Annotated in this window: 22 protein-coding genes; 11 read left to right on the top strand and 11 right to left on the bottom strand. The window is 69.5% G+C overall.

Annotated elements, in window-relative coordinates; genetic code table 11:
• Positions 1 to 2: 2 nt before the first annotated feature.
• Together ACFLIM_RS06415 and ACFLIM_RS06410 are read right to left on the bottom strand one after the other, a co-directional pair.
• Positions 3 to 1,352, bottom strand: a complete 1,350-nt coding sequence (locus tag ACFLIM_RS06415) for an ABC transporter substrate-binding protein (protein ID WP_393162906.1) — start codon at positions 1,350 to 1,352, stop codon at positions 3 to 5.
• Positions 1,353 to 1,494: 142 nt separating this feature from the next.
• Positions 1,495 to 2,493, bottom strand: coding sequence for a LacI family DNA-binding transcriptional regulator (locus ACFLIM_RS06410; protein WP_393162904.1), 999 nt, complete (start codon positions 2,491 to 2,493; stop codon positions 1,495 to 1,497).
• A 238-nt stretch (positions 2,494 to 2,731) separates the two neighbouring features.
• Between ACFLIM_RS06410 and ACFLIM_RS06405 the strand changes: the two genes are divergently transcribed.
• On the top strand, positions 2,732 to 5,998 hold the full coding sequence (locus ACFLIM_RS06405) for a discoidin domain-containing protein (protein ID WP_393162902.1): 3,267 nt from the start codon (positions 2,732 to 2,734) through the stop codon (positions 5,996 to 5,998).
• On the opposite strand, the gene ACFLIM_RS06400 is transcribed toward ACFLIM_RS06405, so the two are convergent.
• Positions 5,995 to 6,867, bottom strand: coding sequence for a sugar kinase (locus ACFLIM_RS06400; RefSeq protein WP_393162900.1), 873 nt, complete (start codon positions 6,865 to 6,867; stop codon positions 5,995 to 5,997). The two genes, ACFLIM_RS06405 and ACFLIM_RS06400, sit on opposite strands and share 4 nt — an antisense overlap.
• Positions 6,868 to 7,057: 190 nt before the next feature.
• Here ACFLIM_RS06400 and ACFLIM_RS06395 point away from each other — a divergent pair, with 190 nt between their 5' ends.
• The 4 genes from ACFLIM_RS06395 (at position 7,058) to ACFLIM_RS06380 (ending at position 9,626) form a co-directional block, all read left to right on the top strand.
• Entirely contained in the window at positions 7,058 to 7,792 is a 735-nt protein-coding gene (locus tag ACFLIM_RS06395; protein WP_393162898.1) for a hypothetical protein, read from the top strand.
• A 163-nt stretch (positions 7,793 to 7,955) separates the two neighbouring features.
• Entirely contained in the window at positions 7,956 to 8,663 is a 708-nt protein-coding gene (locus ACFLIM_RS06390; RefSeq protein WP_393162896.1) for a DUF4344 domain-containing metallopeptidase, read from the top strand.
• Positions 8,664 to 8,679: 16 nt separating this feature from the next.
• Positions 8,680 to 9,384, top strand: a complete 705-nt coding sequence (locus ACFLIM_RS06385) for a maleylpyruvate isomerase family mycothiol-dependent enzyme (RefSeq protein WP_393162894.1) — start codon at positions 8,680 to 8,682, stop codon at positions 9,382 to 9,384.
• Positions 9,385 to 9,395: 11 nt separating this feature from the next.
• A complete protein-coding gene (locus ACFLIM_RS06380; RefSeq protein ID WP_393162892.1) occupies positions 9,396 to 9,626 on the top strand; it encodes a DUF6343 family protein in 231 nt (76 codons plus the stop codon).
• Positions 9,627 to 9,647: 21 nt separating this feature from the next.
• Here ACFLIM_RS06380 and ACFLIM_RS06375 read toward each other — a convergent pair whose 3' ends face one another.
• The 3 genes from ACFLIM_RS06375 to ACFLIM_RS06365 form a co-directional block, all read right to left on the bottom strand.
• The gene (locus ACFLIM_RS06375) at positions 9,648 to 9,887 is read right to left on the bottom strand and encodes a DUF3040 domain-containing protein (protein ID WP_393162890.1); all 240 of its coding nucleotides are present in this window, start codon (positions 9,885 to 9,887) and stop codon (positions 9,648 to 9,650) included.
• A 218-nt stretch (positions 9,888 to 10,105) separates the two neighbouring features.
• Positions 10,106 to 10,351 (bottom strand): type B 50S ribosomal protein L31, encoded by a 246-nt coding sequence (locus ACFLIM_RS06370; protein WP_393162888.1) that lies wholly within the window; start codon positions 10,349 to 10,351, stop codon positions 10,106 to 10,108.
• A 28-nt stretch (positions 10,352 to 10,379) separates the two neighbouring features.
• Entirely contained in the window at positions 10,380 to 11,141 is a 762-nt protein-coding gene (locus tag ACFLIM_RS06365; protein WP_393162886.1) for an SDR family NAD(P)-dependent oxidoreductase, read from the bottom strand.
• A gap of 89 nt (positions 11,142 to 11,230) precedes the next feature.
• Here ACFLIM_RS06365 and ACFLIM_RS06360 point away from each other — a divergent pair, with 89 nt between their 5' ends.
• Both ACFLIM_RS06360 and recQ read left to right on the top strand, forming a co-directional pair.
• Positions 11,231 to 12,424, top strand: coding sequence for an MFS transporter (locus ACFLIM_RS06360; protein WP_393162884.1), 1,194 nt, complete (start codon positions 11,231 to 11,233; stop codon positions 12,422 to 12,424).
• 130 nt (positions 12,425 to 12,554) lie between these two features.
• Entirely contained in the window at positions 12,555 to 14,366 is a 1,812-nt protein-coding gene (gene recQ, locus ACFLIM_RS06355) for a DNA helicase RecQ (protein ID WP_393162882.1), read from the top strand.
• A gap of 491 nt (positions 14,367 to 14,857) precedes the next feature.
• Here the strand turns inward: recQ and ACFLIM_RS06350 are convergent, their stop codons facing one another.
• The gene (locus ACFLIM_RS06350) at positions 14,858 to 15,493 is read right to left on the bottom strand and encodes a maleylpyruvate isomerase family mycothiol-dependent enzyme (RefSeq protein ID WP_393162880.1); all 636 of its coding nucleotides are present in this window, start codon (positions 15,491 to 15,493) and stop codon (positions 14,858 to 14,860) included.
• A gap of 476 nt (positions 15,494 to 15,969) precedes the next feature.
• On the opposite strand from ACFLIM_RS06350, the gene ACFLIM_RS06345 reads away from it, so the two are divergent.
• Positions 15,970 to 16,278, top strand: a complete 309-nt coding sequence (locus tag ACFLIM_RS06345; protein ID WP_393162878.1) for a hypothetical protein — start codon at positions 15,970 to 15,972, stop codon at positions 16,276 to 16,278.
• On the opposite strand, the gene ACFLIM_RS06340 is transcribed toward ACFLIM_RS06345, so the two are convergent.
• Positions 16,275 to 17,084, bottom strand: a complete 810-nt coding sequence (locus ACFLIM_RS06340; RefSeq protein ID WP_393162876.1) for an alpha/beta hydrolase — start codon at positions 17,082 to 17,084, stop codon at positions 16,275 to 16,277. The genes ACFLIM_RS06345 and ACFLIM_RS06340 overlap by 4 nt on opposite strands.
• Positions 17,085 to 17,217: 133 nt before the next feature.
• Here ACFLIM_RS06340 and ACFLIM_RS06335 point away from each other — a divergent pair, with 133 nt between their 5' ends.
• Together ACFLIM_RS06335 and ACFLIM_RS06330 are read left to right on the top strand one after the other, a co-directional pair.
• On the top strand, positions 17,218 to 17,703 hold the full coding sequence (locus tag ACFLIM_RS06335) for a methylated-DNA--[protein]-cysteine S-methyltransferase (RefSeq protein ID WP_393162874.1): 486 nt from the start codon (positions 17,218 to 17,220) through the stop codon (positions 17,701 to 17,703).
• The gene (locus tag ACFLIM_RS06330) at positions 17,700 to 18,431 is read left to right on the top strand and encodes a 2OG-Fe(II) oxygenase (RefSeq protein ID WP_393162872.1); all 732 of its coding nucleotides are present in this window, start codon (positions 17,700 to 17,702) and stop codon (positions 18,429 to 18,431) included. The genes ACFLIM_RS06335 and ACFLIM_RS06330 overlap by 4 nt, the downstream gene beginning before the upstream one ends.
• A gap of 48 nt (positions 18,432 to 18,479) precedes the next feature.
• Here the strand turns inward: ACFLIM_RS06330 and ACFLIM_RS06325 are convergent, their stop codons facing one another.
• Genes ACFLIM_RS06325 through ACFLIM_RS06315 form a run of 3 tightly spaced genes read right to left on the bottom strand, consistent with a single transcriptional unit; the run spans position 18,480 to position 21,444 of the window.
• Positions 18,480 to 19,169 (bottom strand): helix-turn-helix domain-containing protein, encoded by a 690-nt coding sequence (locus ACFLIM_RS06325; RefSeq protein ID WP_393162870.1) that lies wholly within the window; start codon positions 19,167 to 19,169, stop codon positions 18,480 to 18,482.
• A gap of 9 nt (positions 19,170 to 19,178) precedes the next feature.
• Complete coding sequence (locus tag ACFLIM_RS06320) at positions 19,179 to 20,210, bottom strand: alpha/beta hydrolase (protein ID WP_393162868.1); 1,032 nt, start codon at positions 20,208 to 20,210, stop codon at positions 19,179 to 19,181.
• Between the two features lie 19 nt (positions 20,211 to 20,229).
• The gene (locus ACFLIM_RS06315; RefSeq protein WP_393162866.1) at positions 20,230 to 21,444 is read right to left on the bottom strand and encodes an amidohydrolase family protein; all 1,215 of its coding nucleotides are present in this window, start codon (positions 21,442 to 21,444) and stop codon (positions 20,230 to 20,232) included.
• A gap of 70 nt (positions 21,445 to 21,514) precedes the next feature.
• On the opposite strand from ACFLIM_RS06315, the gene ACFLIM_RS06310 reads away from it, so the two are divergent.
• Entirely contained in the window at positions 21,515 to 21,922 is a 408-nt protein-coding gene (locus tag ACFLIM_RS06310) for an SRPBCC family protein (protein ID WP_393162864.1), read from the top strand.
• Positions 21,923 to 21,925 lie beyond the last annotated feature (3 nt).

Raw genomic sequence — 21,925 nt, 5'->3', positions numbered from 1 at the left:
GGTCAGCCCTTGGCCGCCAGCATCGAGTTCGCCTTGGTCTCGGCGTCGGTGAGCAGCTGGTCGACGCTGGCGTCCTTGCGGCTCAGCACGCCCGACATGGCCACGTCGAGGATGGCGTACAGCTCCTGCGCGTGCACCGGCTCGGCCTTCGGCGGGACGGCCCCGGAGGACAGCACGTACGGGTCGTAGTTCTCGACCGGCAGCGAGGCGTTCTGCACGCGGTCGGCCTGGATCGCCTTGCCCGTGGGCGAGTCACCGTAGACCGCGTTGTCGGGCACGCCGACCGGGTTGCCGATGGCCTTGCCGCGGGCGAAGTCGAAGCGGCCCTTGCCGACGGTGTTGAAGCGGAAGTCGACCCACTCCAGGGCCGCCTTGGCCTCCTCGGGGGTAGCCTTCGGGTTGATCATGAAAGCTTCGCCGCCGCTCAGCGACGCCTTGGCCTCGGGGAAGCCGGTGATGCCGTAGTCGGCGACGTTGCCCTTGAACTTGTTGACCACGTCGGTGACCACGTCGGGCGCGCCCAGCATCATGCCGACCTTGCCGCTGCCCATCGCCACCATCAGCGACTCCCAGCCGACCAGGAGCTTGTTGCCCATGCTGTTGTCGACCCAGCGCATGTCGTGCAGGTTCTGCAGCACGGCCTTGCCCTCGGGCGAGTTGAACGCGGCCTTCTTGTTGTCGTCGGTCAGGATGTTGCCGCCGCGGCCGTAGATGGCCTGGGTGAAGTGCCAGCCGCCGGTGTTGCCGCCGGAGTACTCGCCGTAGCCGACGTAGCCCTGGCCGAGCGCGGCGATCTTCTTGGCCGCGTCGCGGACCTCGGCCCAGGTCTTCGGCGGGTTGGCCGGGTCGAGCCCGGCCTTGGTGAACAGGGCCCGGTTGTAGACCAGGCCGACGCCGTAGTGCACGTTCGGTACGCCGTACACCTTGCCGTCCTTGGTGACCAGCTCCTTGACGTCGGGGCGCAGGTCGCCCCAGTTCTTGATGCTGCTGGTCAGCCCGGTGATGTCGAGCGCCTGGCCCTGGCCGATGACGTCGTTGTAGTTCGTCACGGGCACCACGAAGGCGGTCTCCATCTGGCCGCCCGCCAGCTTGGGGCCGAACGTCTTGGGGTCGAAGCACGGCTGCTGGTCCGTGCTCTTGACCGTCACGCCGGGGTGCGCCTTCGTGAACGTGGCCACGTCGTCGTCCCAGGCCTGCCGCTCCTTGGGCGCGGACTTCGCGGGCTGGCAGGCCACCGTGATCGTCACGGCCTTGGCGCCGCCTGCGGCTGGGGTGGCGGGTTCGCTGGAGCCACAGGCTGTGGCCGAGACGCCGAGCACGGTTACAAGCAAGAGTCCGGTGGATCTCCGCATGGTCTGACCCTTCTGATGCGAGGTGCCCACACCATAGGATCGCAGGCCGAAGTGCGCAATATTTCGACGGACTATTGCAAGATAACGACTGTGTTACGCCGGGCCGCGTTCAGCGGTCCGGCGCAGGTAGCGGGGTTCGCACCTACGCCGGGCCGCGTGTAGCGCGCGCCGTGGAGGCGCGGACCACCAGCTCCGGCTCGAACAGCAGCTCATCCGCGGGCACCACCGCCTTGTCGATCTGCGCGACGAGGAGGTCCACCGCGGCCCGGCCCATGGCGTCGATCGGCTGGCGGACCGTCGTGAGCGGCGGCTCGGTGCAGTTCATCAACGCGGAGTCGTCGAAGCCGATGACCGAGATGTCCTTCGGCACGACGAGCCCCGCCCGGCGGGCGGCCCTGACCGTGCCCAGCGCGAGCAGGTCGCTGGCGCAGATCACGCCGGTCACTCCGCGCTTGACCAGCCTGGCGGCGGCCGCGTGCCCGCCTTCGAGCGAGAACATCGTGTGCTCGACCAGCTCCGGGTCACCACCCTCCGTCTGGAACGTCTCCAGCTTGCGCCGCGACGGCATGTGGTCCTTCGGCCCGAGCACCATGCCGATCCGCTCGTGCCCGAGCGCGCGCAGGTGGGCGATGGCCATCTCGGCGGCCACCACGTCGTCGCACGAGACCTGGGGGAAATCGAGGTGCTCGACGGCCGCGTTCACCAGGACCGTGGGGAGCTTGCGCTCGTGCAGCAGCTCGTAGTGGCCGTGGGAGGCGTCGGCCTGGGCGTACAGGCCGCCGGCGAAGACGACGCCGCTGACCTGCTGCTGGAGCAGGAGGTCCACGTAGTCGGCCTCGGAGACGCCGCCGACCGTGCGCGTGCACAACACCGAGGTGAACCCCTGCTGGGCCAGCGCTCCGCCGACCACTTCCGCGAAGGCGGGGAAGATCGGGTTCTGCAGCTCCGGGAGCACCAGGCCGACCAACCTGGCCCGGTCGCCGCGCAACTGGGTGGGGCGTTCGTAGCCGAGCACATCGAGCGCGGTCAGCACGGCCTCGCGGGTCGCGTCGGACACCCCGGGCTTGCCGTTGAGCACGCGGCTCACGGTCGCCTCGCTCACTCCGACCTTCTTGGCCACCTCTGCGAGTCGTCGTGTCATGCGCAAACTATACGGCCTAGAGCGCAAGCGCTTGCAATGGCTTACGTAGATCGGACGTCGGCTCTTGCGCGGCGTCCACGACGGCCTTCCTGGGGCTCCCAGCTTCCTGACCAGCACAGAAAGACTGCACCGTACGACTTCAGTCAGTCAATTGTTTGCGAAATCCAGTCGAAATATTGCGGCTATCTGCTCGACATCTTATGGTTCGGCCAACCGCCTTACCCGAAGGGCCACCCCCATGAGAGCACTCTTAGCCGCCCTTACGTTAGCCATCGGACTGCTGGCCGCCCCCGCCGCCCACGCCGCCGCCGACACCAACCTCGCCGCCGGCAAACCCGCCGCCGCCAGCAGCTCCACCGACGTCTACACCGCCGCCAACGTCACCGACGGCAACCAGGCCACCTACTGGGAATCGGCCAATAACGCCTTCCCGCAATGGATCCAGGTCGACCTCGGCGCCACCGCCGACATCAACAAACTGGTCCTCAAGCTGCCTTCCGGCTGGCCCAGCCGCACCCAGACGCTGACCGTCCAGACCAGCCCGAACGGCTCCAGCTTCACCACCCTCGCAGGCTCGGCCACCTACACCTTCAACCCGACCGCGACGATCACCTTCGCCGCCACCAGCACCCGCTACGTCCGCCTGAGCATCACCGCCAACACCGGCTGGCCCGCAGGCCAACTCTCCGAACTCGAGATCTGGGGCAGCACCCCGGACAACCCCCCAGGCGACGGCACCAACCTGGCCCTGGGCAAAACCATCACCGAGTCCTCCCACACCCACACCTACATCGCCACCAACGCCAACGACAACAACCTGCAGACCTACTGGGAAGGCGCCGCCTACCCCAACACCCTGACCGTGCAACTCGGCGCCAACGCCGACCTCACCTCCCTCACCCTCAAACTCAACCCCGACCCGGCCTGGAGCCGCCGCACCCAGACCATCCAGGTCCTCGGCCGCGAACAAAGCGCCACCACCTTCACCAACCTGGTCAGCTCGGCCACCTACACCTTCGACCCGGCCACCGGCAACACCGTCACCATCCCGGTCACCGCCAAGGCCGCCGACGTCCGCCTGCAGATCACCGCCAACACCGGCGCCCCCGGCGGCCAGGTCGCCGAATTCCAGATCTTCGGCACCCCGGCGGCCAACCCTGACCTGACCGTGTCGAACCTGACCTCCTCCCCCGCCTCGCCGATCGAGACCGACGCGGTCACGCTGTCGGCCACGGTGCGGAACGCCGGCACCGCGGGCTCCGCCGCGACGTCCGTCAACTTCTACGCGGGCACCACCAAGGTCGGCAGCGCCAGTGTGGGCGCGCTGGCCGCAGGGGCGTCGACCACCGTGTCAGCAAATATCGGGACAAGGGATGCTGGCACGTACCAGCTGTCCGCCAAGGTGGACGAGGCCAACCAGGTCATCGAGCAGAACGAGACCAACAACACCGCCACCGGCACACTGACCGTGAGACCGGTCGACACGGCCGACCTGATCGCCTCCCCCGTCGCCTGGACGCCGGGCAACCCCGCCGCGGGCAACACGGTGACGTTCTCGGTGGCGATCAAGAACCAGGGCACGGTCGCGTCGTCCTCCGGGGCTCACGGCATCACGCTCACCGTCACGAACGACTCCGGCACCGTCGTCAGGACGCTGACCGGCTCGACCAGCGGCGCGATCGCCCCCGGCGCCACCACCAGCCCGGTCGGCCTGGGCACGTGGACCGCGGCGAACGGCAAGTACACGATCAAGACCGTGCTCGCGGACGACGCCAATGAACTGCCGGTCAAGCGGGCCAACAACACCAGCGAGCTGCCGCTCTTCGTGGGCCGCGGCGCGAACATGCCGTACGACACGTACGAGGCCGAAGACGGCGTGATCGGCGGCGGCGCGGCCCGCGTCGGCCCGAGCCGGGACATCGGCACGATCGCCGGCGAGGCCTCCGGGCGGCGCGCGGTGACGCTGAACCAGAACGGCGCGTACGTCGAGTTCACCACCAGAGCGCCCACGAACACCCTGGTCACCCGCTTCTCCATGCCCGACGCCTCGGGCGGCGGCGGCCTCAACTCCACCCTGAACGTCTACGTCAACGGCACCTTCCTCAAGGCCATCAACCTGACCTCCCGCTACGCCTGGCTCTACGGCCCCGAGGCCAGCCCGAACAACTCCCCCGGCTCGGGACCGCCCAGGCACATCTACGACGAGGCGAACGTGCTGCTCGGCACCACCGTCCCCGAGGGCAGCAAGATCAGGCTGCAGAAGGACGCGGCCAACTCCCAGACGTACGCGATCGACTTGGTCGACTTCGAGCAGGTCACCCCGATCGCCAACCCGGACCCGGCGAAGTACGCCGTACCGACCGGATTCACCCAGCAGGACGTGCAGAACGCGCTCGACAGAGCGCGCATGGACGCCAACCTGGTCGGCGTCTACCTGCCCGCGGGCGACTACCAGGCCTCCAGCAAGTTCCAGGTGTACGGCAAGTCCGTCCGGATCGTCGGCGCCGGCCCCTGGTACACGAGGTTCTTCTCGCCCTCGGGCCAGGAGAACACCGACGTCGGGTTCCGCGCGGACGCGACGGCCAACGGCTCGACGTTCGCGAACTTCGCCTACTTCGGCAACTACACCTCCCGCATCGACGGCCCCGGCAAGGTGTTCGACCTCTCGAACGTGGCGAACATCACGATCGACAACATCTGGGCCGAGCACCAGATCTGCCTGTTGTGGGGCACCAACACCGACAACATGACGATCAGGAACTCGCGGATCAGGAACGTGTTCGCCGACGGCCTGAACATGACCAACGGCAGCACCGGCAACCACGTCACCAACATCGAGACCAGGTCCACGGGCGACGACAGCTTCGCGCTGTTCTCGGCCATCGACAACAACTCCGGCGAGCAGTTCGGCAACGTCTTCGAGAACCTGACCTCGCTGCTCACCTGGCGGGCCGCGGGCGTGGCCGTGTACGGCGGCTACAACAACGCCTTCAGGAACATCTACGTGGCCGACACGCTGACGTACCCCGGCGTCACGATCAGCTCGCTGGACTTCGGGATCCCGATGCACGGGTTCGGCGCCAGCCCGCCGACGACGTTCGACAACATCTCGCTGGTCAGGTCGGGCGGGCACTTCTGGGGACAGCAGACGTTCCCGGCGATGTGGCTGTTCTCCTCATCGAAGGTGTTCCAGGGCATCCGGGTCAGCAACCTGGACATCGTGGACCCGACGTACAGCGGGATCATGTTCCAGACCGGCTATTCGGGCAGCACGCCGCTGAACCCGATCACGGACACGGTCTTCACGAACGTGTCGATCAGCGGGGCGCAGAAGAGCGGTGACGCCTTCGACGCCAAATCCGGGTTCGGCGTCTGGGTCAACGAACTGCCCGAGCCCGGCCAGGGCCCGGCGGTCGGTTCGGCCACGTTCAACAACCTGCGCTTCAGCAACAACGCGCAGAACATCAAGAACACGACCTCGACCTTCACGATGACCGTGAACTAGAGATCGCCCCTGGTGGGCAACCCCTGCCAGTCGCTCACGCTGGTCACCGCGGCGGCGCTCAGGAGCGCCCCGCGGTGCAGGCGTTCCTGGGGGGTGAGGCCGTCGAGGGCCGCGCTGATGTAGCCGGCCGCGAAGGCCTCCGCGGCGCCTGCCGTGTCCACCACCGGGACCTGCCAGCCCGGTACGTCGTAGCGCATGCGGTCGGCCCGTACGCTGGCGCCCTTCGCCCCGCGGTCCACCACGACCTCCCGCTCCGGCGTCAGGGCGGGCTTGACCAGGTCGAGCTCGTCCTGGCGGAGGAAGAGGAGGTGGGAGTCGCAGGCCAGCTCCCCCAGCACGTCCTCGGCCTCGCGTACCGACGGCCAGAACTCCGGGACGTACTCGACCGAGAAGGAGATCATCACCTCGGCGTTCTTCGCGGCGCCGAGGGCGGCGCGCACGGCGTCCAGCGCGTCCCTGCCCAGGCCCGCCGTCAGGCCCGTGACGTGGAGCATCTTCGACGCCGCGATCCGGTCGATCGGGACGTTGCCCGGCGTGAGGCGGGAGCCCGCCGAGCCGGTGCGGTAGTGGGTGACCTTGAGGTCTCTGCCCACGGGGGAGTCCCTCAGGAGCAGCCCCGTGCGCAGCCCCTCGGCCACCCGCATGTCCGCGACGTCGACGCCCTCGCCCCTGAGCACGGTGAGCGCTCTGGCGCCCAGTTCGTCGTCTCCGACCTTGCCCAGGTAGGCCGACCGGTGCCCGAGCCTGGCCAGGGCGATGGCCAGGGTGAACTCAGGCCCGCAGACGTCCAGCCGGGCCTCGCTCTCGTGGCGGACCCGGCCGCTGGAGACGACCCCCAAGGGCTCGCCGAGGGTGTAGACGTCGGTCATGAGCCAGACTGTAGTGGGTCAAGTCAACTCAAAACGGATTTTTCCGCATAAGTCCTGGTTAAGACCGTGATCAAATATTTTCTGTAACTTTAGCCAACCTTTTCCCCATCTGGTGCCTCAAAGTAGTAAAGGGAGTCGGCCACCCCGGGCCGGCTCACACGTCAATACGGGGAGAGGAATCAGCACCCTCATGAGAAAGTTCGCAGTAGGCATCATTTCCGCCCTTGTGGGCGGGGCCATGTTGGTGTCGGGCGCGGGAGCCGCCTCCGCCACCAAGCTTGACACGCAGCTCAAGATCCGTGACATTTCGCCGAACCCGGTCGTGGTCAAGGCCGGCAGCGAGACCACGGCGTACTTCGACATCGGGGCCAGCTCCGACGTCAAGAAGGTCGAGCTCAGCGTGGCGCCCGCCGAGGGCTTCCACACGCTGCGCGCCAAGGACGTCAAGAGCCTCGAGAGCTGGCGCTTCGCGATCGGCTTCGACGAGAACGACCCCGCCGGCAAGTGGAAGGCCACCGCGGTGGCGTTCGACGGTGCCGGCAAGGAGCTCGCCAAGGACTCGGCGTTCTTCTCGGTCGAGATCCAGAAGGGCAAGGCGGACACGCGGATCTCGCGCTTCAGCGCCGACCCGTCCAAGGTTCGCAAGGGCAAGTCGATCTACTTCTCCGGTCGTCTCCAGGTCGATGACGACGGCTGGAAGGGCGTTCGCGGCCAGAAGGTGAACATCTACTTCCGCGCCAACGGTTCCAGCGGCTGGAAGTGGGTCGCCTCCGACTGGACCTCGTGGGGCGGCAAGTTCTCCACCAAGACGCGCGCTTCCAAGAGCGGCACGTTCAAGGCCGTGTACAGCGGCAGCCGCAAGCTCGAGGGGGCTACGAGCCGCACCGACTACGTGCGGGTCTACGGCTCCTGGTGGCGCCGCTAGGCCACACCCCTGAGGCCCGGCCCCCCGAAAACCATGATCGCTGCGCGGTCCATGGCCCTCGGGGGGCCGGGCCTCTGGCTTTTTAGGGTTCCCAGGTTTATCGATCATTCGATCGCCCTATGGTGATTCCCATTGCGATGATCGACCCCCGAAGGAGCCTCGCATGCCGTACCCCGTGATCGCCCTCGTCCTGAGCATGACGAGCACACTGGGGACGGCGCCCGCATCCGAGCTGTCCGTACGCTACGAGCACCCGGACTCGCCGCGCGCCGAGCAGGCCAGGAAGCTCCTGAAGGACAGTGACGCGCTGGAGACCCGGATCCGGCTGCCCGAGAAGGTCAAGGTCGTCGCCCGCGACTGCGACTCACCCGCGGCCACCTGGGACCACGACGAGCGCCGGATCACGATCTGCTACTCACTGGTGGACAAGGTGAGCGACACGATGACCGGGATCTCCGAGACCGAGGAGGCCGACGCCGGCACCACGGCCGCCCGCGTGGACGGCGCGCTCACCGTACTGTTCCACCACGAGCTCGGCCACGCGCTGAGCACGCTCAACGGCCTGGCGGACAGCGACCAGCAGGCCGACCAGTTCGCGGCGCTGACGCTCGCGGCCGACAAGCCCAAGCGCGTGGTGCCCGCCGCCGAGGCCCGCCACCTGCTCGCCGCCGGGCACGCCGGCATCGACCACCTCTCGGGGACCGCCGAGTCCGCCACGTTCGCCTGCCTCCTGTACGGCGCCGACCCCGCCAGGTACGCCCGGATCGCCCAGGGCGGCTGGGTTCCCGCCGAACGCGCCCCTTCCTGCACCAACGAGTACAACCGGGTCAAGTCCACCATTGGATCCAAAGCCGTGAAAATCGGGACATAAGGGGTAGCGTCCGGGTATGGCTGAGGACCTGCTCAGAGACTTCAACCCGTTCGACATCCTCGACGCCGAAGCGGCCCGGCTCGACCGGTACTTCTCGGGGCTCGACGAGGCCGCCTGGCAGCGGCCGTCCCGTTGCGCGGGCTGGTCGGTCCGCGACGTGCTGGGGCACCTGGCGGGGGAGGAGCTGTACAACCACGCCTGCCTCGACGGGAACGTGGCGGACCTGCTGACCCGGCTGGCCCGCGCGGGGGTGAGCGGGTTCAACGACTTCAACGAGTGGTCCGTACGCCAGCGCCGCGACACCCCGGTCGAACAGGTGCTGGCGGAGTGGCGGACCCAGAACGGCGAGACCCGCGAGCGCATGCGGGCGAAGGGGCCCGACGGCCTGCTCGACACGATGGCCGGGCCCTATCCCGCGGGCAGGCAGGCCTTCCACTACGACTCCGAGTACGCCACCCACGCCGACGACGTCGGAGCGCCCGTGTCCGAGGAGGAGGCCGACTTCAGGACGTTGTGGCGGGTGGCGGTGGGGCGGTTCGTGCTGGCGGAGCAGGAGGCCAAGGTGCAGGTCGAGCAGACGGCGGACGAGATCTGGGCGGCGGTGAACGGGGTCAGCGCGTCGTTGTCGTACCCGGAGTTCGTGGAGGCGACGGTGGGGCGCCTGCCGGGGTCCCATGGGGTGGACCCGCGGATCGCCTCGGCCCTGAGGTGCCTGGCCTGAAGGGGGTTGTCATGTGGCTGCGTAACCGCGAGGGCACGGAGCCACTGAGCGCGCGCAGCCCGGTGCGCGCCCGGCGGATCCTGTCCCTGGTGGCGCTGGTGCTCGGCGTCGTACTCGCGGTGATCTTCGCCGTGCTCGCCATGAACACGGGCGAGCAGGTCTGGCGCTGGGAGGCCGCGATCGCGGCCGTGGTGGCCATCATCGCCGCCATCGACCTGCTGGTGCTACGGCACCGCCGCTGACCCGGCGCACGTCTGACCGGCTCACGTCGTCAGGACTGCGACCAAGAGGAGCACGATCAGCAGGCCGCCGACCGAGAAGATCATCCAGACGTGGGCAAGCGCCCACATGCGCAACCGATCTCCGTACGCTCGCGGGAAAGCGTCCTCGCCGGACTCGATCCTGTTGATCGCCGCCACGCGCTCGACCAGTTCGGGGTCGTCTCGCTCGAGAGCCAGCTCGATCTCAGCGAGAATGCGGCGTTCCCTTCCAGAGAGACTCATCGCGATCACCACTTGCTCTCACGCCGGTGCCTCTCATTTACCCACGAGTAGCCCGAGCATGCCCGCCGCTCAGAGTGAGTCAGCGCGGGGAAGGGCGGCGTACACGTCGAAGCCCCCGCCCGCGCCGGCGGCGAGGATGCGGTTGGCGGCCTCGAGCCGGGCGGACAGGAGCGAGTCGAGCATGGGTCACATCTTGCCGACGGCCCTGGGCGATGCGCTCAGCGCTTGCCATAGCGCTGGTTGAAGCGCTCGACGCGGCCGGCGGAGTCGACGATGCGGCCACGGCCCGTGTAGAAGGGGTGGCTGGCGGACGAAACGTCCACGTCGATGACCGGGTAGGTCTTGCCGTCCTCCCACTCGATCGTCCTGGCGCTGGTCAGGGTCGAACGGGTGAGGAAGGCGTACCCGACACTCGGGTCACGGAAGACGACCGGACGGTACGCGGGGTGCAGGTTCTGCTTCATGCCCCCTCAAACCGTGCGACAACGGTTTTCATTCCCTGGCTTCTGGATCCAATCCGAGCACCGTACGGCCGCCGTCCACGGGGATGGTGGCACCGTTGACGAAGGCGGCCTCGTCCGACAGCAGGTGGGCCACGACGGAGGCCACCTCGGCCGGCGTGGCGACCCGGCCCAGGGGGTGCAGCCTGGCCAGCTGCTCCTCGACGGCCTCGGCCGCCTCCGGGCTTTGCGCGCTCAGGAACGACTCGTAGCGCTCCGTGGCCACCGATCCCGGGGCCACGGCGTTGACCCTGATGCCGCGCCTGCCGTACTCGACGGCCAACGCCCTGGTCAGGCCCTCGATGGCGGCCTTGGAGGTGGAGTAGGGGAGGCTTCCCGGCACCGCCCGGGTGGCCTGGTGGGAGGTGATGTTGACGATGGCGCCGGGCGTACCGGCTTCGAGGAAGTGGCGTACGGCGGTGGCGCAGCCGACGACGGCCAGGTCCAGGTTGGCCGCGATGAGCGCTCTGACCTCGGCGATCGGAGCCGTGTGGACGGAGGCGTCCCGGAACACGGCGGCGTTGTTGACCCAGCCTGCCAGGGTGCCCGCTTCCTGGGCCAGGTCGGCGGCCCACGCGGCGACCTCCTCGTCGGCCGCGTCGCCGATCAGCGGGACCACCCTGGGACCCGCCCAGGCCAGGGCGTCGGGGTCGCGTTCGAGGGCGACGACGGTGTTCTTCTCGCCGAGTAGCCGTTCGACCACGGCCTTTCCGATGCCACGTCCGCCGCCCGTCACCACATAGGAAAGACTCATGACAGAACGCTATTGCCTGGCATTCCCACTGCCCATTGAAGTGACATTTATCACCGTATTTCCAGCAGATGAACGGGAACAAATCTGGCGTGATCGCCAACGCCGAGTTGAAGTCTCCCGCATGGCTGATCGGCGCACTCGCGATCACACAGACCGTCGGATATGGCGTGCTTTATTACGCGTTCTCGGTGTTCATTCCGCCGATGTCCAGGGACCTGAACGCCGGGGTAGCCCAGCTCACCGGGGCGATCACGCTGGCCGTGCTGGTGTCCGGGGTGGCGGCGCCGCTCATCGGGCGCTGGCTGGACCGGCACGGCGGGCGCGGGCTGATGACGGCGGGCTCCGTGCTGGGCGCGCTGGCGGTGCTGGCCTGGTCCCAGGTGCGGTCCGTGGTGCAGCTGTACCTGGTGTGCGGGGTGCTGGGCGTGGCGTCGGCGATGGTGCTGTACGAGGCCGCGTTCGCGGTGATCGTGGCCTGGTTCGACGCGGCCAGGCGGGCGCGGGCGCTGCTGGCGGTGACGGTGGTGGCGGGGTTCGCGTCGAGCATCTTCCTGCCGCTGACGGGGTTCCTCGTCGACCGGTACGGGTGGCGGCAGGCGCTGATCGTCCTGGCCGCCGGGTACGCGGTGACCACCGTGCCCCTGCACGGGCTGGCCGTGCGGAGCCGGGGGGCGCCGAGTGATGCGGATCGGCGGGAGATCGTGGGGACCGCGGTGCGCGAGCGGCCCTTCTGGTTGCTGGCGGCCGCCTTCCTGACCCAGACGGGTGCGGTTGCGGTCATGGGGGTGCTGCTGGTCACGTACCTGATCGTGCTCGGGCACGCGCCGGTGTTCGCCGCGAGCGTGGCGGGGTTGCTCGGGGTGCTCTCGGTGACCGGGCGGCTGGTCACCACGGGGTTGCAGGCGCGGTGGCGGGTGGCGTTGATCACGGCGGTCATGTTCGGGCTGCAGGGGCTGGCGGCGGTGCTCCTGCCGCTGGTCGGGCGGAGTGTGGCGGGGGCGGTCGGGGCGGTGGTGCTGTTCGGGATCGGGTTCGGGGTCGGGACGATCGCGCGTCCCGCGCTACTGGCCGACCGGTACGGGACCGCCGCGTACGCGTCGTTGAGCGGGGCCCTCGCCCTGCCGATCACGGCGGCCAAGGCGATCGCACCGCTGCTGGCGGCCGGGGTCGCGCAGCTCGTCGGGTACCCGGCGGTCATGGGGGCGGTGGCGGCGGCGTGCGCGCTCGGCGCGCTCTCCCTGGTGGCTTACGATAGGTCGCGTTCAGCGGCCTATCGCAGGTAGCACACTACGATCGTCGTGGACAGGCCGCCTGACCGGCATATGCGGGTTTGCTGGGACGCTCATGGGACTCCCGCCGATCGCCGTTGGCGAACTGACGAAACGCCGCCTCCCGAACACGTAAGGTAGCCGCATGGATACCCCCACCGAGGCTCTGCACCGCGTGTTCGGCTACGACTCGTTCCGGGCGGGCCAGCAGGAGATCATCGATCATGTCGTGGCCGGCGGCGACGCGCTCGTCCTGATGCCCACCGGCGGCGGCAAGTCGCTCTGCTACCAGATCCCCGCCCTGGTGCGGCCCGGCGTCGGGGTGGTCATCTCGCCCCTGATCGCGCTGATGCAGGACCAGGTCGACGCGCTGCGGGCACTCGGCGTGCGGGCGGGGTTCCTCAACTCGACCCAGGACTTCGACGAGCGCCAGCTGGTGGAGGCCGAGTTCCTGGCGGGCGAGCTCGACCTGCTCTATCTGGCGCCCGAGCGGTTGCGCGTCGAGGCCACGATGCGGCTGCTGGCCAAGGGCGAGATCTCGGTGTTCGCCATCGACGAGGCGCACTGCGTGGCGCAGTGGGGCCACGACTTCCGGCCCGACTACCTCGGGCTCTCCGAGCTGCGCGAACGCTGGCCCGAGGTGCCGCGCATCGCGCTGACCGCCACCGCCACCCCGGCCACCCACGAGGAGATCTCCGCCAGGCTGGGCCTCGACCAGGCCCGCCACTTCGTCGCCAGCTTCGACCGGCCCAACATCCACTACCGCATCACGGCCAAGAGCGAGCCCAAGCGGCAACTGCTGGAGTTCCTGCGCACCGAGCATCCGGACGAGTCCGGCATCGTCTACTGCCTGTCGCGTTCCTCGGTCGAGAAGATCGCCGAGTTCCTGGTGGACAACGGGATCGCGGCGGTGCCGTACCACGCGGGGCTCGACGCCCGCATCCGCGCCACGCACCAGGCCCGTTTCCTGCGGGAGGAGGGGCTGATCGTGGTGGCCACGATCGCGTTCGGGATGGGCATCGACAAGCCGGACGTGCGTTTCGTCGCCCATCTCGACCTGCCCAAGTCGGTGGAGGGCTACTACCAGGAGACCGGGCGGGCGGGGCGCGACGGGTTGCCGGCCACGGCGTGGATGGCGTACGGGCTGCAGGACGTGGTGCAGCACCGGCGGATGGCCATGGAGGGGGACGAGGCGCACCGCCGCCGCCAGGTGCTCCACCTGGACGCGATGCTGGCGCTCTGCGAGAGCGTGAGCTGCCGCCGGGTGATGCTGCTCGACTACTTCGGTCAGAAGGGCTCCGAGCCCTGCGGCAACTGCGATTCCTGCCAGACGCCCCCGGAGTCGTGGGACGGCACGATCCCCGCCCAGAAGGTGCTCTCGACCGTGCTGCGGCTGGCGCGGGAGAGGCGGCAGAAGTTCGGGGTGGGGCAGATAGTGGACATCCTGGTCGGCAAGAAGACCGCCAAGGTGCTGCAACACGGGCACGAGACGCTGACCGTGTTCGGGGTGGGGGCCGATCTGGGCAACGCGGAGTGGCACGGGGTGGTGCGGCAACTGCTGGCCCAGGGCCTGCTGGCGGTCGAGTCGAACCACGGGACCCTGGTGCTGACGGACGCCAGCGCGGCGGTGCTCCGCGGGCAACGCGAGGTCCTGCTGCGCCGCGACACCCTGCTGCGTCCAGCCCGCACCAAGACGAGCTCTGCCAAGGCCCAGGCGGTGGTGGAGCTGTCCGCGGAGGCCGCCCCGGTCTTCGAACGGTTGCGCGCGTGGCGGGCGGCCGTCGCGAAGGAGCAGGGGGTTCCGGCTTACGTCATCTTCCACGATGCGACGTTGCGGGAGATCGCGACCACGTCGCCGTCCTCGCTGGGGGAGCTGAGCCAGGTGAACGGGGTGGGCGAGAACAAGCTGGCGAAGTACGGGGAGGGGGTGCTGGAGACGCTGAAGGGGGACGATTGAGGCCGGCGGTGGTGGGTGCAGTGGCACCTCCGCGATGGATGCGAGCCGGGCACCGCCCTCGACGGCCTGTCCCCAGGAACGCCAGCACCGCGGGACGAACCTGAGCACCGCCGCGGTGACCAGCGTGGGCGACTGGCGAAGGATTGCCCACCTGGAGCTGCGTACGCATGGTCGCGTGACCTGACGTGGGTGGTGGCGACGGCCGCACGAAGAACGGTCGTCGCCACCACGTTGGTCGGCCTGGTCGCGGCGGTCAGCTTCGGCGAGCCGCTGACCCGGGCCGGACGGTTTCGTCCCCCTGGCACGGTGGGGTGTGGGGGTGGACACTTACGATCTTCTCGGCGCGTTGGCCGAGCCATCGTGGGTTCTGCCGGAGAGCCGTGTCCGGGTGAGTGGTCTGGCTGGTCCTACAGGATGATCGTACGGCGTCTGGGCGGGAAATGCGGGGTGGGCCCCGCTGTTGTGTCCGTGAGGTTCGGGAATTCTGCTGGTCAGGGGTGCGGGAGCCAGTCCGGGTCGCGGCCGAGGTAGGCGAGGAGGTGGTCCTGCGCGAGCGCGTACGCGGGCACGGTCACCGGCGATGCGAACCTGTCCGGCCGATCGTCCCTCGTGATGAACAGGTGGGCCAGGTCGAGCAGTTCCTCAGCCATGAGCGGGGGGATCGGGCGGTGTTCGCCGCAGGATCTGGCCACGTCCCAGCCGTGTACGGCGATCTCGATCGCGCCGACCGCGGCCACCATCGGGCTGGTCAGGTGCCGGTCGTCGATGGAGATCAGGTCGTTCGTGATCGTGCCTGCCCAGCGGCCGAGCACCTCGGTCGCGCCGTCCCGGAGGAGCAGGGCCGGGTTTTGGCCGCAGGTGCGGCGGTCGGGCATGCGGGGGTGTGGGAGTTGCAGTCGCGGGGTGCGGGGGGTCGGTTGGCGCGGGATGTGGCCCGAGGCGGCCTCGTTGAGGGCCTGGAAGGAGTCGTTCACGTGCTCCAGCAGCGCCTGCAGGTTCCAGGCCGCGCATGGCGTCGGGCGGCAGAGGGCGGCCGGGGTCACGATGCGCAGGCTGCCGAGCGTGTAGTCGATCGCCCGCTCCAGCAGCGCCACCCCTGCAGCCAGTGCCTGTCCCTGCTCGCCCATATCGCCTCCTCATGGATGAAGACATGCCCGCGAGTGAAAAATCATCGCCCTCCCGGTGAGTTCTTCGCACGCTGGGAGAAATGCGAGTCCGGGTCCGGCTCGCCCGGCAGGGGCAGCCGTACGCTTGGGGCATCGGCTGCGGGTGCAGGTGGCGGGCGGGGCGTTCCCGCGGTTCGCGCGTAAGCACGGGACCGGGGAGCCGGTGGAGCGGGCCGTGCGGACGCGGTCCACGCGGTTCGAGGTCTTCCTTGACGCCGAGCATCCGTCGTCGGTGACTCTGCCTGTTCTCGGTGGAACCTCCCGCCCCGATCTGGAGTAGTCATGGCGTGAAGGTATCGATGGGTTTGGCGATTGTGTCCCTGCTGGCGGCCGGGTGTGCGGGTGAGGTTCCCGCGGCTGGGTCCGTACCGAGTCCAGCTGCTACCGGGGTGGGGTGCAATGGCACGGCGGTGTTTCTGGGTGGAGGGTTTCCAGAGGTGCGGGGGACGGCTCGGGATGCCGAGTTGTGGGGACTGATCTTCGCCAAGGCGCTGCCGCTCGACCGGGGCGACGAGGTCAAGATCGTGTGGCGGATGACGGGTGACGGGCCGTTGGAAGTCAAGGCCACGCTCCCGGACGGGACCTCCGCCAAGCGAGCCTGGGGGCCCGAGGAGCACTCCGGGTCGAGCTGGCGGCGGCCCGGTGACGAGTGGGGCACGGGCTTCGTGTTTCCGAAGCCCGGGTGCTGGAAGGTCGAGCTCACCCGCACGCGCGGCTCCGGCTATGTCTGGCTTTCCGTTCGCTAACGGGGCAGGGTGCGGTCGATGAAGGTCGTCACGTCGTCCAGGACCTCGTCCTTGTTGGTCTCGTTGAAGACCTCGTGCCTGGCCCCCGGGTAGATGCGCTCCGTCAGGTCCGTGCCCCTGATGGCCTCGATTCCGGGGCGGCTGCCGGCGAGTGGGACGAGTTCGTCGTCGTCGCCGTGCACCCACAGGGTGGGGAGCGGTCCGAGCGGGCCGCTCTTGGTGATCTCCGCGAGCGTCGTGGCGAACGCCTCCAGGGTGGCCCGCTTGAACGGGCCGTGCCACACCAGCGGATCCTCCGCGTACGCGGCCCCCACCGAGAGGTCGCGGGACAAGGTGGCCGGGTCGATGGGCGTGTCCGGCGGCTCCTCGTACGCCAGCAACGCGGGCACGATCTCCCATTCGCCGATCACCGGGCCCGACAGCACCAGGGCGGCGAGGCCGTCGCCGTATCGCTGGGCGTAGCGGGCCGCGATCATGCCGCCCATCGAGTGGCCGATCACCACGACCGGCACGCCGGGATGGCCGGCTCTGGCGCGTTCCTCCACCGCGTGCACGTCCGTGACCACGTCCTCGAAGTCTTCGACGAGCGCCCGGTCGCCCTCCGACTTGCCATGGCCCATGTGGTCGAGGCCGTAGACGGCGGCGCCGTGCCGTACGAGCCGGTCCGCCACGTACTCGTAGCGGCCGATGTGCTCGCCGTACCCGTGGACCAGGATGGCGATGTATCGAGGCAGGTCAAGGGGCCATTCGCGGACGGTGTTGGCGCCCCTCGCGCCGGTGAAGGTGTGCTCTCGCGACTCGGCCATGTTCACTCCTCGCTCGAAATTGCGGTGAGCGTACGCCGCGGTCCTCCGGGAGTCCACCTGACCTGCCGCGAGAAGGTCGCCACGACGTCCGGAAACCGCTGACTTTCGCGGGCTCGGCGGTGTTGTAGAGAGTATGGACATCTACACCACGATCGACAGCCCACTGGGCGAGATCCTGCTCGTCGGCGACGGCTCGGCGCTGACCCGCGTGTCGTTCGACGTGGGCGTGCGGGCGGAGTGGCGGCGTGAGCCGCACGCGTTCACGGAGGCCGAGCGGCAGTTCGGCGAGTACTTCGCCGGTGAGCGCACCTCCTTCGAGCTGCCTTTCGCCGCACCCGGCACCACGTTCCAGGAGCGGGTGTGGGCCGAGGTGGCGGCAGTCCCGTACGGGACCACGACCAGCTACGGCGCCATCGCCGCGCGCATCGGCGCGGCGCGCGACCGGATCCGCGCGGTCGGCGCGGCCGTCGGCGCGAACCCGCTGCTCGTCGTCCGGCCCTGCCATCGCGTCGTCGGCGCCGACGGAGCGCTGACCGGGTACGCGGGCGGCATCGAGCGCAAACACCACCTGCTCACCCTTGAGGGTGCGCTGCAGCCGCAACTCTGGGGCGTCTCATGAAGCCGGCCGAAGTGGTCGACGACCGCATGCCCGATGTCGTCGGCGCGTGCGACTGGGTGAAGCTCGCCGACGAGGTCAACGCCCACGGGTGCGCGCTCACGCCGCAGCTCCTCACGTCTGCGGAATGTCAGGAAATCTCCGGCCTGTACGGGGAGGTGGGCTTCTTCCGGTCGACCATCGACATGGAGCGGTACCGGTTCGGCGCCGGGCAGTACCGGTACTTCGATCGCCCGTTCCCGCCCCTGGTCGAGCGGCTGCGCGCCGCGTTCTACCCGCACCTGCTGCCGATCGCCCGTGACTGGGCGGCCAAGCTGGGCCGGCCCGCGCCCTGGCCGGACGACTTCGGCGAGTGGCTGGACATGTGCCACCAGGCAGGGCAGACCAAGCCCACGCCCATCCTCCTGCGCTACCAGGAGAACGACTGGAACGCTCTGCACCGCGACCTGTACGGGGACCTGGTGTTCCCGCTGCAGGTCGTGATCGGGCTCGACCGGCCGGGCGAGGACTACACCGGAGGCGAGTTCCTGCTGGTGGAGCAGCGGCCTCGGGCGCAGTCGCGGGGGACGGTGACCATGCTGGAGCAGGGGCACGGGCTGATCTTCACCACGCGCGACCGGCCGGTGCGGTCGTCGCGGGGCTGGTCGGCCTCGCCCGTGCGGCACGGGGTGAGCACCGTACGGTCCGGGCTGCGGCACACGCTCGGCCTGGTCTTCCACGACGCCAAGTGACGTACCCGCTGGTGGGCGCCGACGACCGCCTCGACCTCACGATGCGCGTCACCGGCCGCCGATGAGGTAGTCGAACTCGTCGTCGGCCAGCGTGCGCCGCAGGATCCGCAGCACCTTGGCGGGATCGTCGTGCGGCCCCTCCATGTAGAAGGGCTTGCCGTTGCGCCCGAAGGTGATCGCCGAGTCCCCCTCCCACTTGCCCAGCACGTCGGCCGCGGGCGCGAAGTCCTCGTGCGGCTCGAAACCGAGCGTGCGCGCGTAGTCGATGGACCCGAGCACCAGATGCCGGGCCAGCTCGATCGGTGCCTCCTGCCACCCCGCGTACTCGCCGAAGAAGTATTCGCGGAAGCGCCGCAGATCCCGGTCGTCGACCACGTCGGGGCCGATCGCGTTCTTCACCCCGAGGCAGTAGACGTCGGCCAGGTAGCCGCAGACCGTCATCCGGTCCCAGTTGTGCCGGCGGGCGACGAGCACGCACACCATGCCGTCCGCGCCCGCCTCCGGCGACTCGTCCACCCAGCCCCGGGCGGGATCGACGCCGAGCCCGGCGCTCCAGCCGACGTTGATCCAGCAGCCGACGACCTCCGGCTCCCCGGTGTCGACGGTCTCCGCGGCGATGGCCCGCACCAGCGGCGCCACCACCGACGGCGAGACTTTGAGCGCGCGGGCGATCTCCTTCGGAGACCGGCCCTGGAGGCGCAGCTCGCGTACCCGGTCCTTCAATTCCGCAGTGTCCACCGGTGCAGCCTAGTCCAGACGCTGCGCCAGCCAGGCGAGGGCGAGCGGATAGCGGTATTCGATGGCGCCGTGGCCGGCGTCGAAAAGCTGGAAATAGACCCTCTCGTCGGGTACGCCCGCCGCCTCCAGCGCCCGGTGGAACGCGACCGCGCCGAAGTCCAGGAAGTACTCGTCCTTGTTGCCGGCGTCCACCCAGATGGCCCGCATCGAGCGCAGCGCCTCGGCGTGGCGCGGCTCGGCGGCCATCACGACGGGATCGCGGGCCAGCCACCGCTGCCACACCTCGGGCACGACGGCGCCGGTGTCGTCGAACGGCAGGTGCACGGTGCCGTCGTCGTCGGCGGAGTAGGCGGCCGCGTAGGCGTACATCTCCAGCAGCTCCAGATCGCCTTCCTTGGTGCCCGCCAGCCGGCCGCGGAAGTCGGCGAGGAACTTGTCGTACGAGCCGTCGTACATGTCACGCAGCCTGCGCGCCAGCCCGGGGAACGACACCCGGGCGCTGACCTCGAACAACGCGTCACCGGCATGCGTGGCCAGCGCCCCGAACACGTCGGGCGCCAGCATGGCGGTCACCATGGCCCCGTAGCCGCCGCTCGACTTGCCGGTGACCGCGCGGTGGTCGCGGTCGGCGATCGTGCGGTAGTGCGCGTCGACCCACGGCACGACCTCGTCACGCAGGTAGGAGTGGTAGCGGCCGGTGCCGGGCGAGTCGAGGTACTGGCTGCCGCCGAGCGCGGTCCACGCGTCCACGTACACCACGATCGCGGGCGGCACGTCCCCGCCGGCGAACACCTCGTCGGCCAGCTCGGGGTACGGCCGGCGGAACGGCGCCCTGTTCAGCCACATCGTGACGTGGCCGGTGTAGCCGAGCAGCACGTAGATCGAGGGGTAGCGGCGTTCGGGCGTGTCGTCGTACCCCGGCGGGACATACACCAGCAGCGGCCGCTCGTGCGGGTCGCCGAGGGGGTTGCCGCGCAGCAGTGCGCTGTCGATGACGTTGTGGTCCAGGCGGCCGGCCAGCTCGGCGGACCAGGGCAACATGGGATCTCCCTCTTCGAGTTCAGCCGACGGACGAGGTCACGGTGTCCACGCCCGCCTGCGTGACGGAACGCCCCGAGACCAGGACGAGCGCGAGGTTGCGCAGGTCGGACAGCCGTTTGAGCGGATCGCCGGCGACCGCGATCAGATCGGCCCGCTTGCCCGCCTCCAGGCTGCCCGTGAGCGTACCCACTCCGCAGGCGTCGGCGGCCCGCACGGTGGCCAGCTCGATGATCTCCGCGTTGGTGTGTCCGGCCATCGCGAACACCTCCAGCCCGCCCACGAACCCGTCGGTACGGTTGTCGATCCCGGCCAGCCCGAACCCGGCGTCGGTCCCCGCGATCAACCGCACCCCCACCTCCCGCATGGACGCGACTCCATGCAGCCACTTGTCGAGCATCTCGGGTCCGTGCACCTCGCGCATCCGCCAGAACACGCCGTGCACGGTGGGGCAGACATACGTGCCGCTGTCCGCTACCAGGTCGGCGAGCTTGGCGTCGTACTGATGTCCGGAAGGGGTGAAGAACGTGCAGTGCTCGATGGTGGTGACCCCGGCCTCGACGGAGCTGCGGATCGACGCGGACGCGTGGGCGTGCGCCGCGACGCCCTTGCCCCGGGTCGCGGCCTCCTCCACGACCACCCGGAGCTGCTCGGTGGAGTATTGCGGCACCCAGCTCGGCGGCGCGCCCGGCGTCATCTGGCCGCCGGAGGCCATCACCTTCAGGCAGTCGGCGCCCGCCCGGAGGTTCTCCCTGGCCACGCGGCGGATGGCGGGCTCGTCGTCGGCCTCGCCGCCCATGTACCAGCAGTGGCCGCCGGTGACGGTGATGGGCCTGGTCGCGGCCACGAGGTGCGGGCCGACGGTCAAGCCCTCCTCGATCGCGTCGCGTAACGCCAGGTCGAGGAAGCCGCGCCCGCCGAGGTCGCGGGCGGTGGTCACGCCCGCGGACAGGAGCTTGCGCGCGTTCTCGGCCATCCGCAGCAGCAGGTGCCGGTCGCTCTCGGCGCTCCGCCGCGTCACGGGGTCCACCTTGGCGTCGAACCCCAGGTGTACGTGCGCGTCGACCAGCCCGGGCAGCACCGTGTGACCGGGCAGCTCGACGACCTCGCCTTCGCCGCCCGCGCTGCCCGGCGGGCCGACCGAGACGATCTTCGAGCCGTCGATGAGAACCTCGCCTTCCTCGATCACCTCTCCGGGACGCCCCGTGAGCACCTTGGCGGCGCGAATGATCCTCATGAGCACAGCCTGCCATGCGCCTTAAGGCCGCGAGAAGGGGATCGTAAGCACCGCCCGGCACCGTGGAACCATGGCTGAGTACGACATCATCCGGATCTTCAACGCCCCTCGCGAGCTGGTGTGGGCCGCCTGGACCGAGCCCGAGCGCTTCTCCCGGTGGTTCGGGCCCAGGATGCTGGCCACGCCGGTGGGCCGGATCACCCTGGACGCCTGGCCCGGCGGGGTCTGGCGGGCCACGCTGGCGGGGGACGAAGGGTTCGAGGCGACGCTCGACGGCACGTACCGGGAAGTGATCAAGCCCAGGCGGCTGGTCTTCACCACCGGCGATTCGGTGGTGACGGTCGAGTTCGCGGCGGTGGACGGCAAGACGCGGATGCGCTTCCACCAGTACGGCGTCAACACCGACCAGCAGCACGCCGAGCAGGCCAAGGCGGGGTGGATCGAGTTCTTCGACCGCCTGGCCGAGCAGGTGGGGTAGCGG

Source organism: Nonomuraea marmarensis (assembly GCF_043197025.1).
Taxonomy (GTDB): domain Bacteria; phylum Actinomycetota; class Actinomycetes; order Streptosporangiales; family Streptosporangiaceae; genus Nonomuraea; species Nonomuraea marmarensis.
Note: the sequence above shows the minus strand (reverse complement) of the source record. Positions and strands in the feature narration are given on the sequence as shown.

Coding starts and splice junctions, on each gene's coding strand:
- ACFLIM_RS06400 (WP_393162900.1), bottom strand. CDS start 6,867: ATGACCGACGTCTACACCCTCGGCGAGCCCTTGGGGGTCGTCTCCAGC.
- ACFLIM_RS06375 (WP_393162890.1), bottom strand. CDS start 9,887: ATGAGTCTCTCTGGAAGGGAACGCCGCATTCTCGCTGAGATCGAGCTG.
- ACFLIM_RS06365 (WP_393162886.1), bottom strand. CDS start 11,141: ATGAGTCTTTCCTATGTGGTGACGGGCGGCGGACGTGGCATCGGAAAG.
- ACFLIM_RS06390 (WP_393162896.1), top strand. CDS start 7,956: ATGCCGTACCCCGTGATCGCCCTCGTCCTGAGCATGACGAGCACACTG.
- ACFLIM_RS06320 (WP_393162868.1), bottom strand. CDS start 20,210: ATGTTGCCCTGGTCCGCCGAGCTGGCCGGCCGCCTGGACCACAACGTC.
- recQ (WP_393162882.1), top strand. CDS start 12,555: ATGGATACCCCCACCGAGGCTCTGCACCGCGTGTTCGGCTACGACTCG.
- ACFLIM_RS06370 (WP_393162888.1), bottom strand. CDS start 10,351: ATGAAGCAGAACCTGCACCCCGCGTACCGTCCGGTCGTCTTCCGTGAC.
- ACFLIM_RS06395 (WP_393162898.1), top strand. CDS start 7,058: ATGAGAAAGTTCGCAGTAGGCATCATTTCCGCCCTTGTGGGCGGGGCC.
- ACFLIM_RS06380 (WP_393162892.1), top strand. CDS start 9,396: ATGTGGCTGCGTAACCGCGAGGGCACGGAGCCACTGAGCGCGCGCAGC.
- ACFLIM_RS06405 (WP_393162902.1), top strand. CDS start 2,732: ATGAGAGCACTCTTAGCCGCCCTTACGTTAGCCATCGGACTGCTGGCC.
- ACFLIM_RS06315 (WP_393162866.1), bottom strand. CDS start 21,444: ATGAGGATCATTCGCGCCGCCAAGGTGCTCACGGGGCGTCCCGGAGAG.
- ACFLIM_RS06340 (WP_393162876.1), bottom strand. CDS start 17,084: ATGGCCGAGTCGCGAGAGCACACCTTCACCGGCGCGAGGGGCGCCAAC.
- ACFLIM_RS06415 (WP_393162906.1), bottom strand. CDS start 1,352: ATGCGGAGATCCACCGGACTCTTGCTTGTAACCGTGCTCGGCGTCTCG.
- ACFLIM_RS06310 (WP_393162864.1), top strand. CDS start 21,515: ATGGCTGAGTACGACATCATCCGGATCTTCAACGCCCCTCGCGAGCTG.
- ACFLIM_RS06385 (WP_393162894.1), top strand. CDS start 8,680: ATGGCTGAGGACCTGCTCAGAGACTTCAACCCGTTCGACATCCTCGAC.
- ACFLIM_RS06330 (WP_393162872.1), top strand. CDS start 17,700: ATGAAGCCGGCCGAAGTGGTCGACGACCGCATGCCCGATGTCGTCGGC.
- ACFLIM_RS06350 (WP_393162880.1), bottom strand. CDS start 15,493: ATGGGCGAGCAGGGACAGGCACTGGCTGCAGGGGTGGCGCTGCTGGAG.
- ACFLIM_RS06410 (WP_393162904.1), bottom strand. CDS start 2,493: ATGACACGACGACTCGCAGAGGTGGCCAAGAAGGTCGGAGTGAGCGAG.
- ACFLIM_RS06335 (WP_393162874.1), top strand. CDS start 17,218: ATGGACATCTACACCACGATCGACAGCCCACTGGGCGAGATCCTGCTC.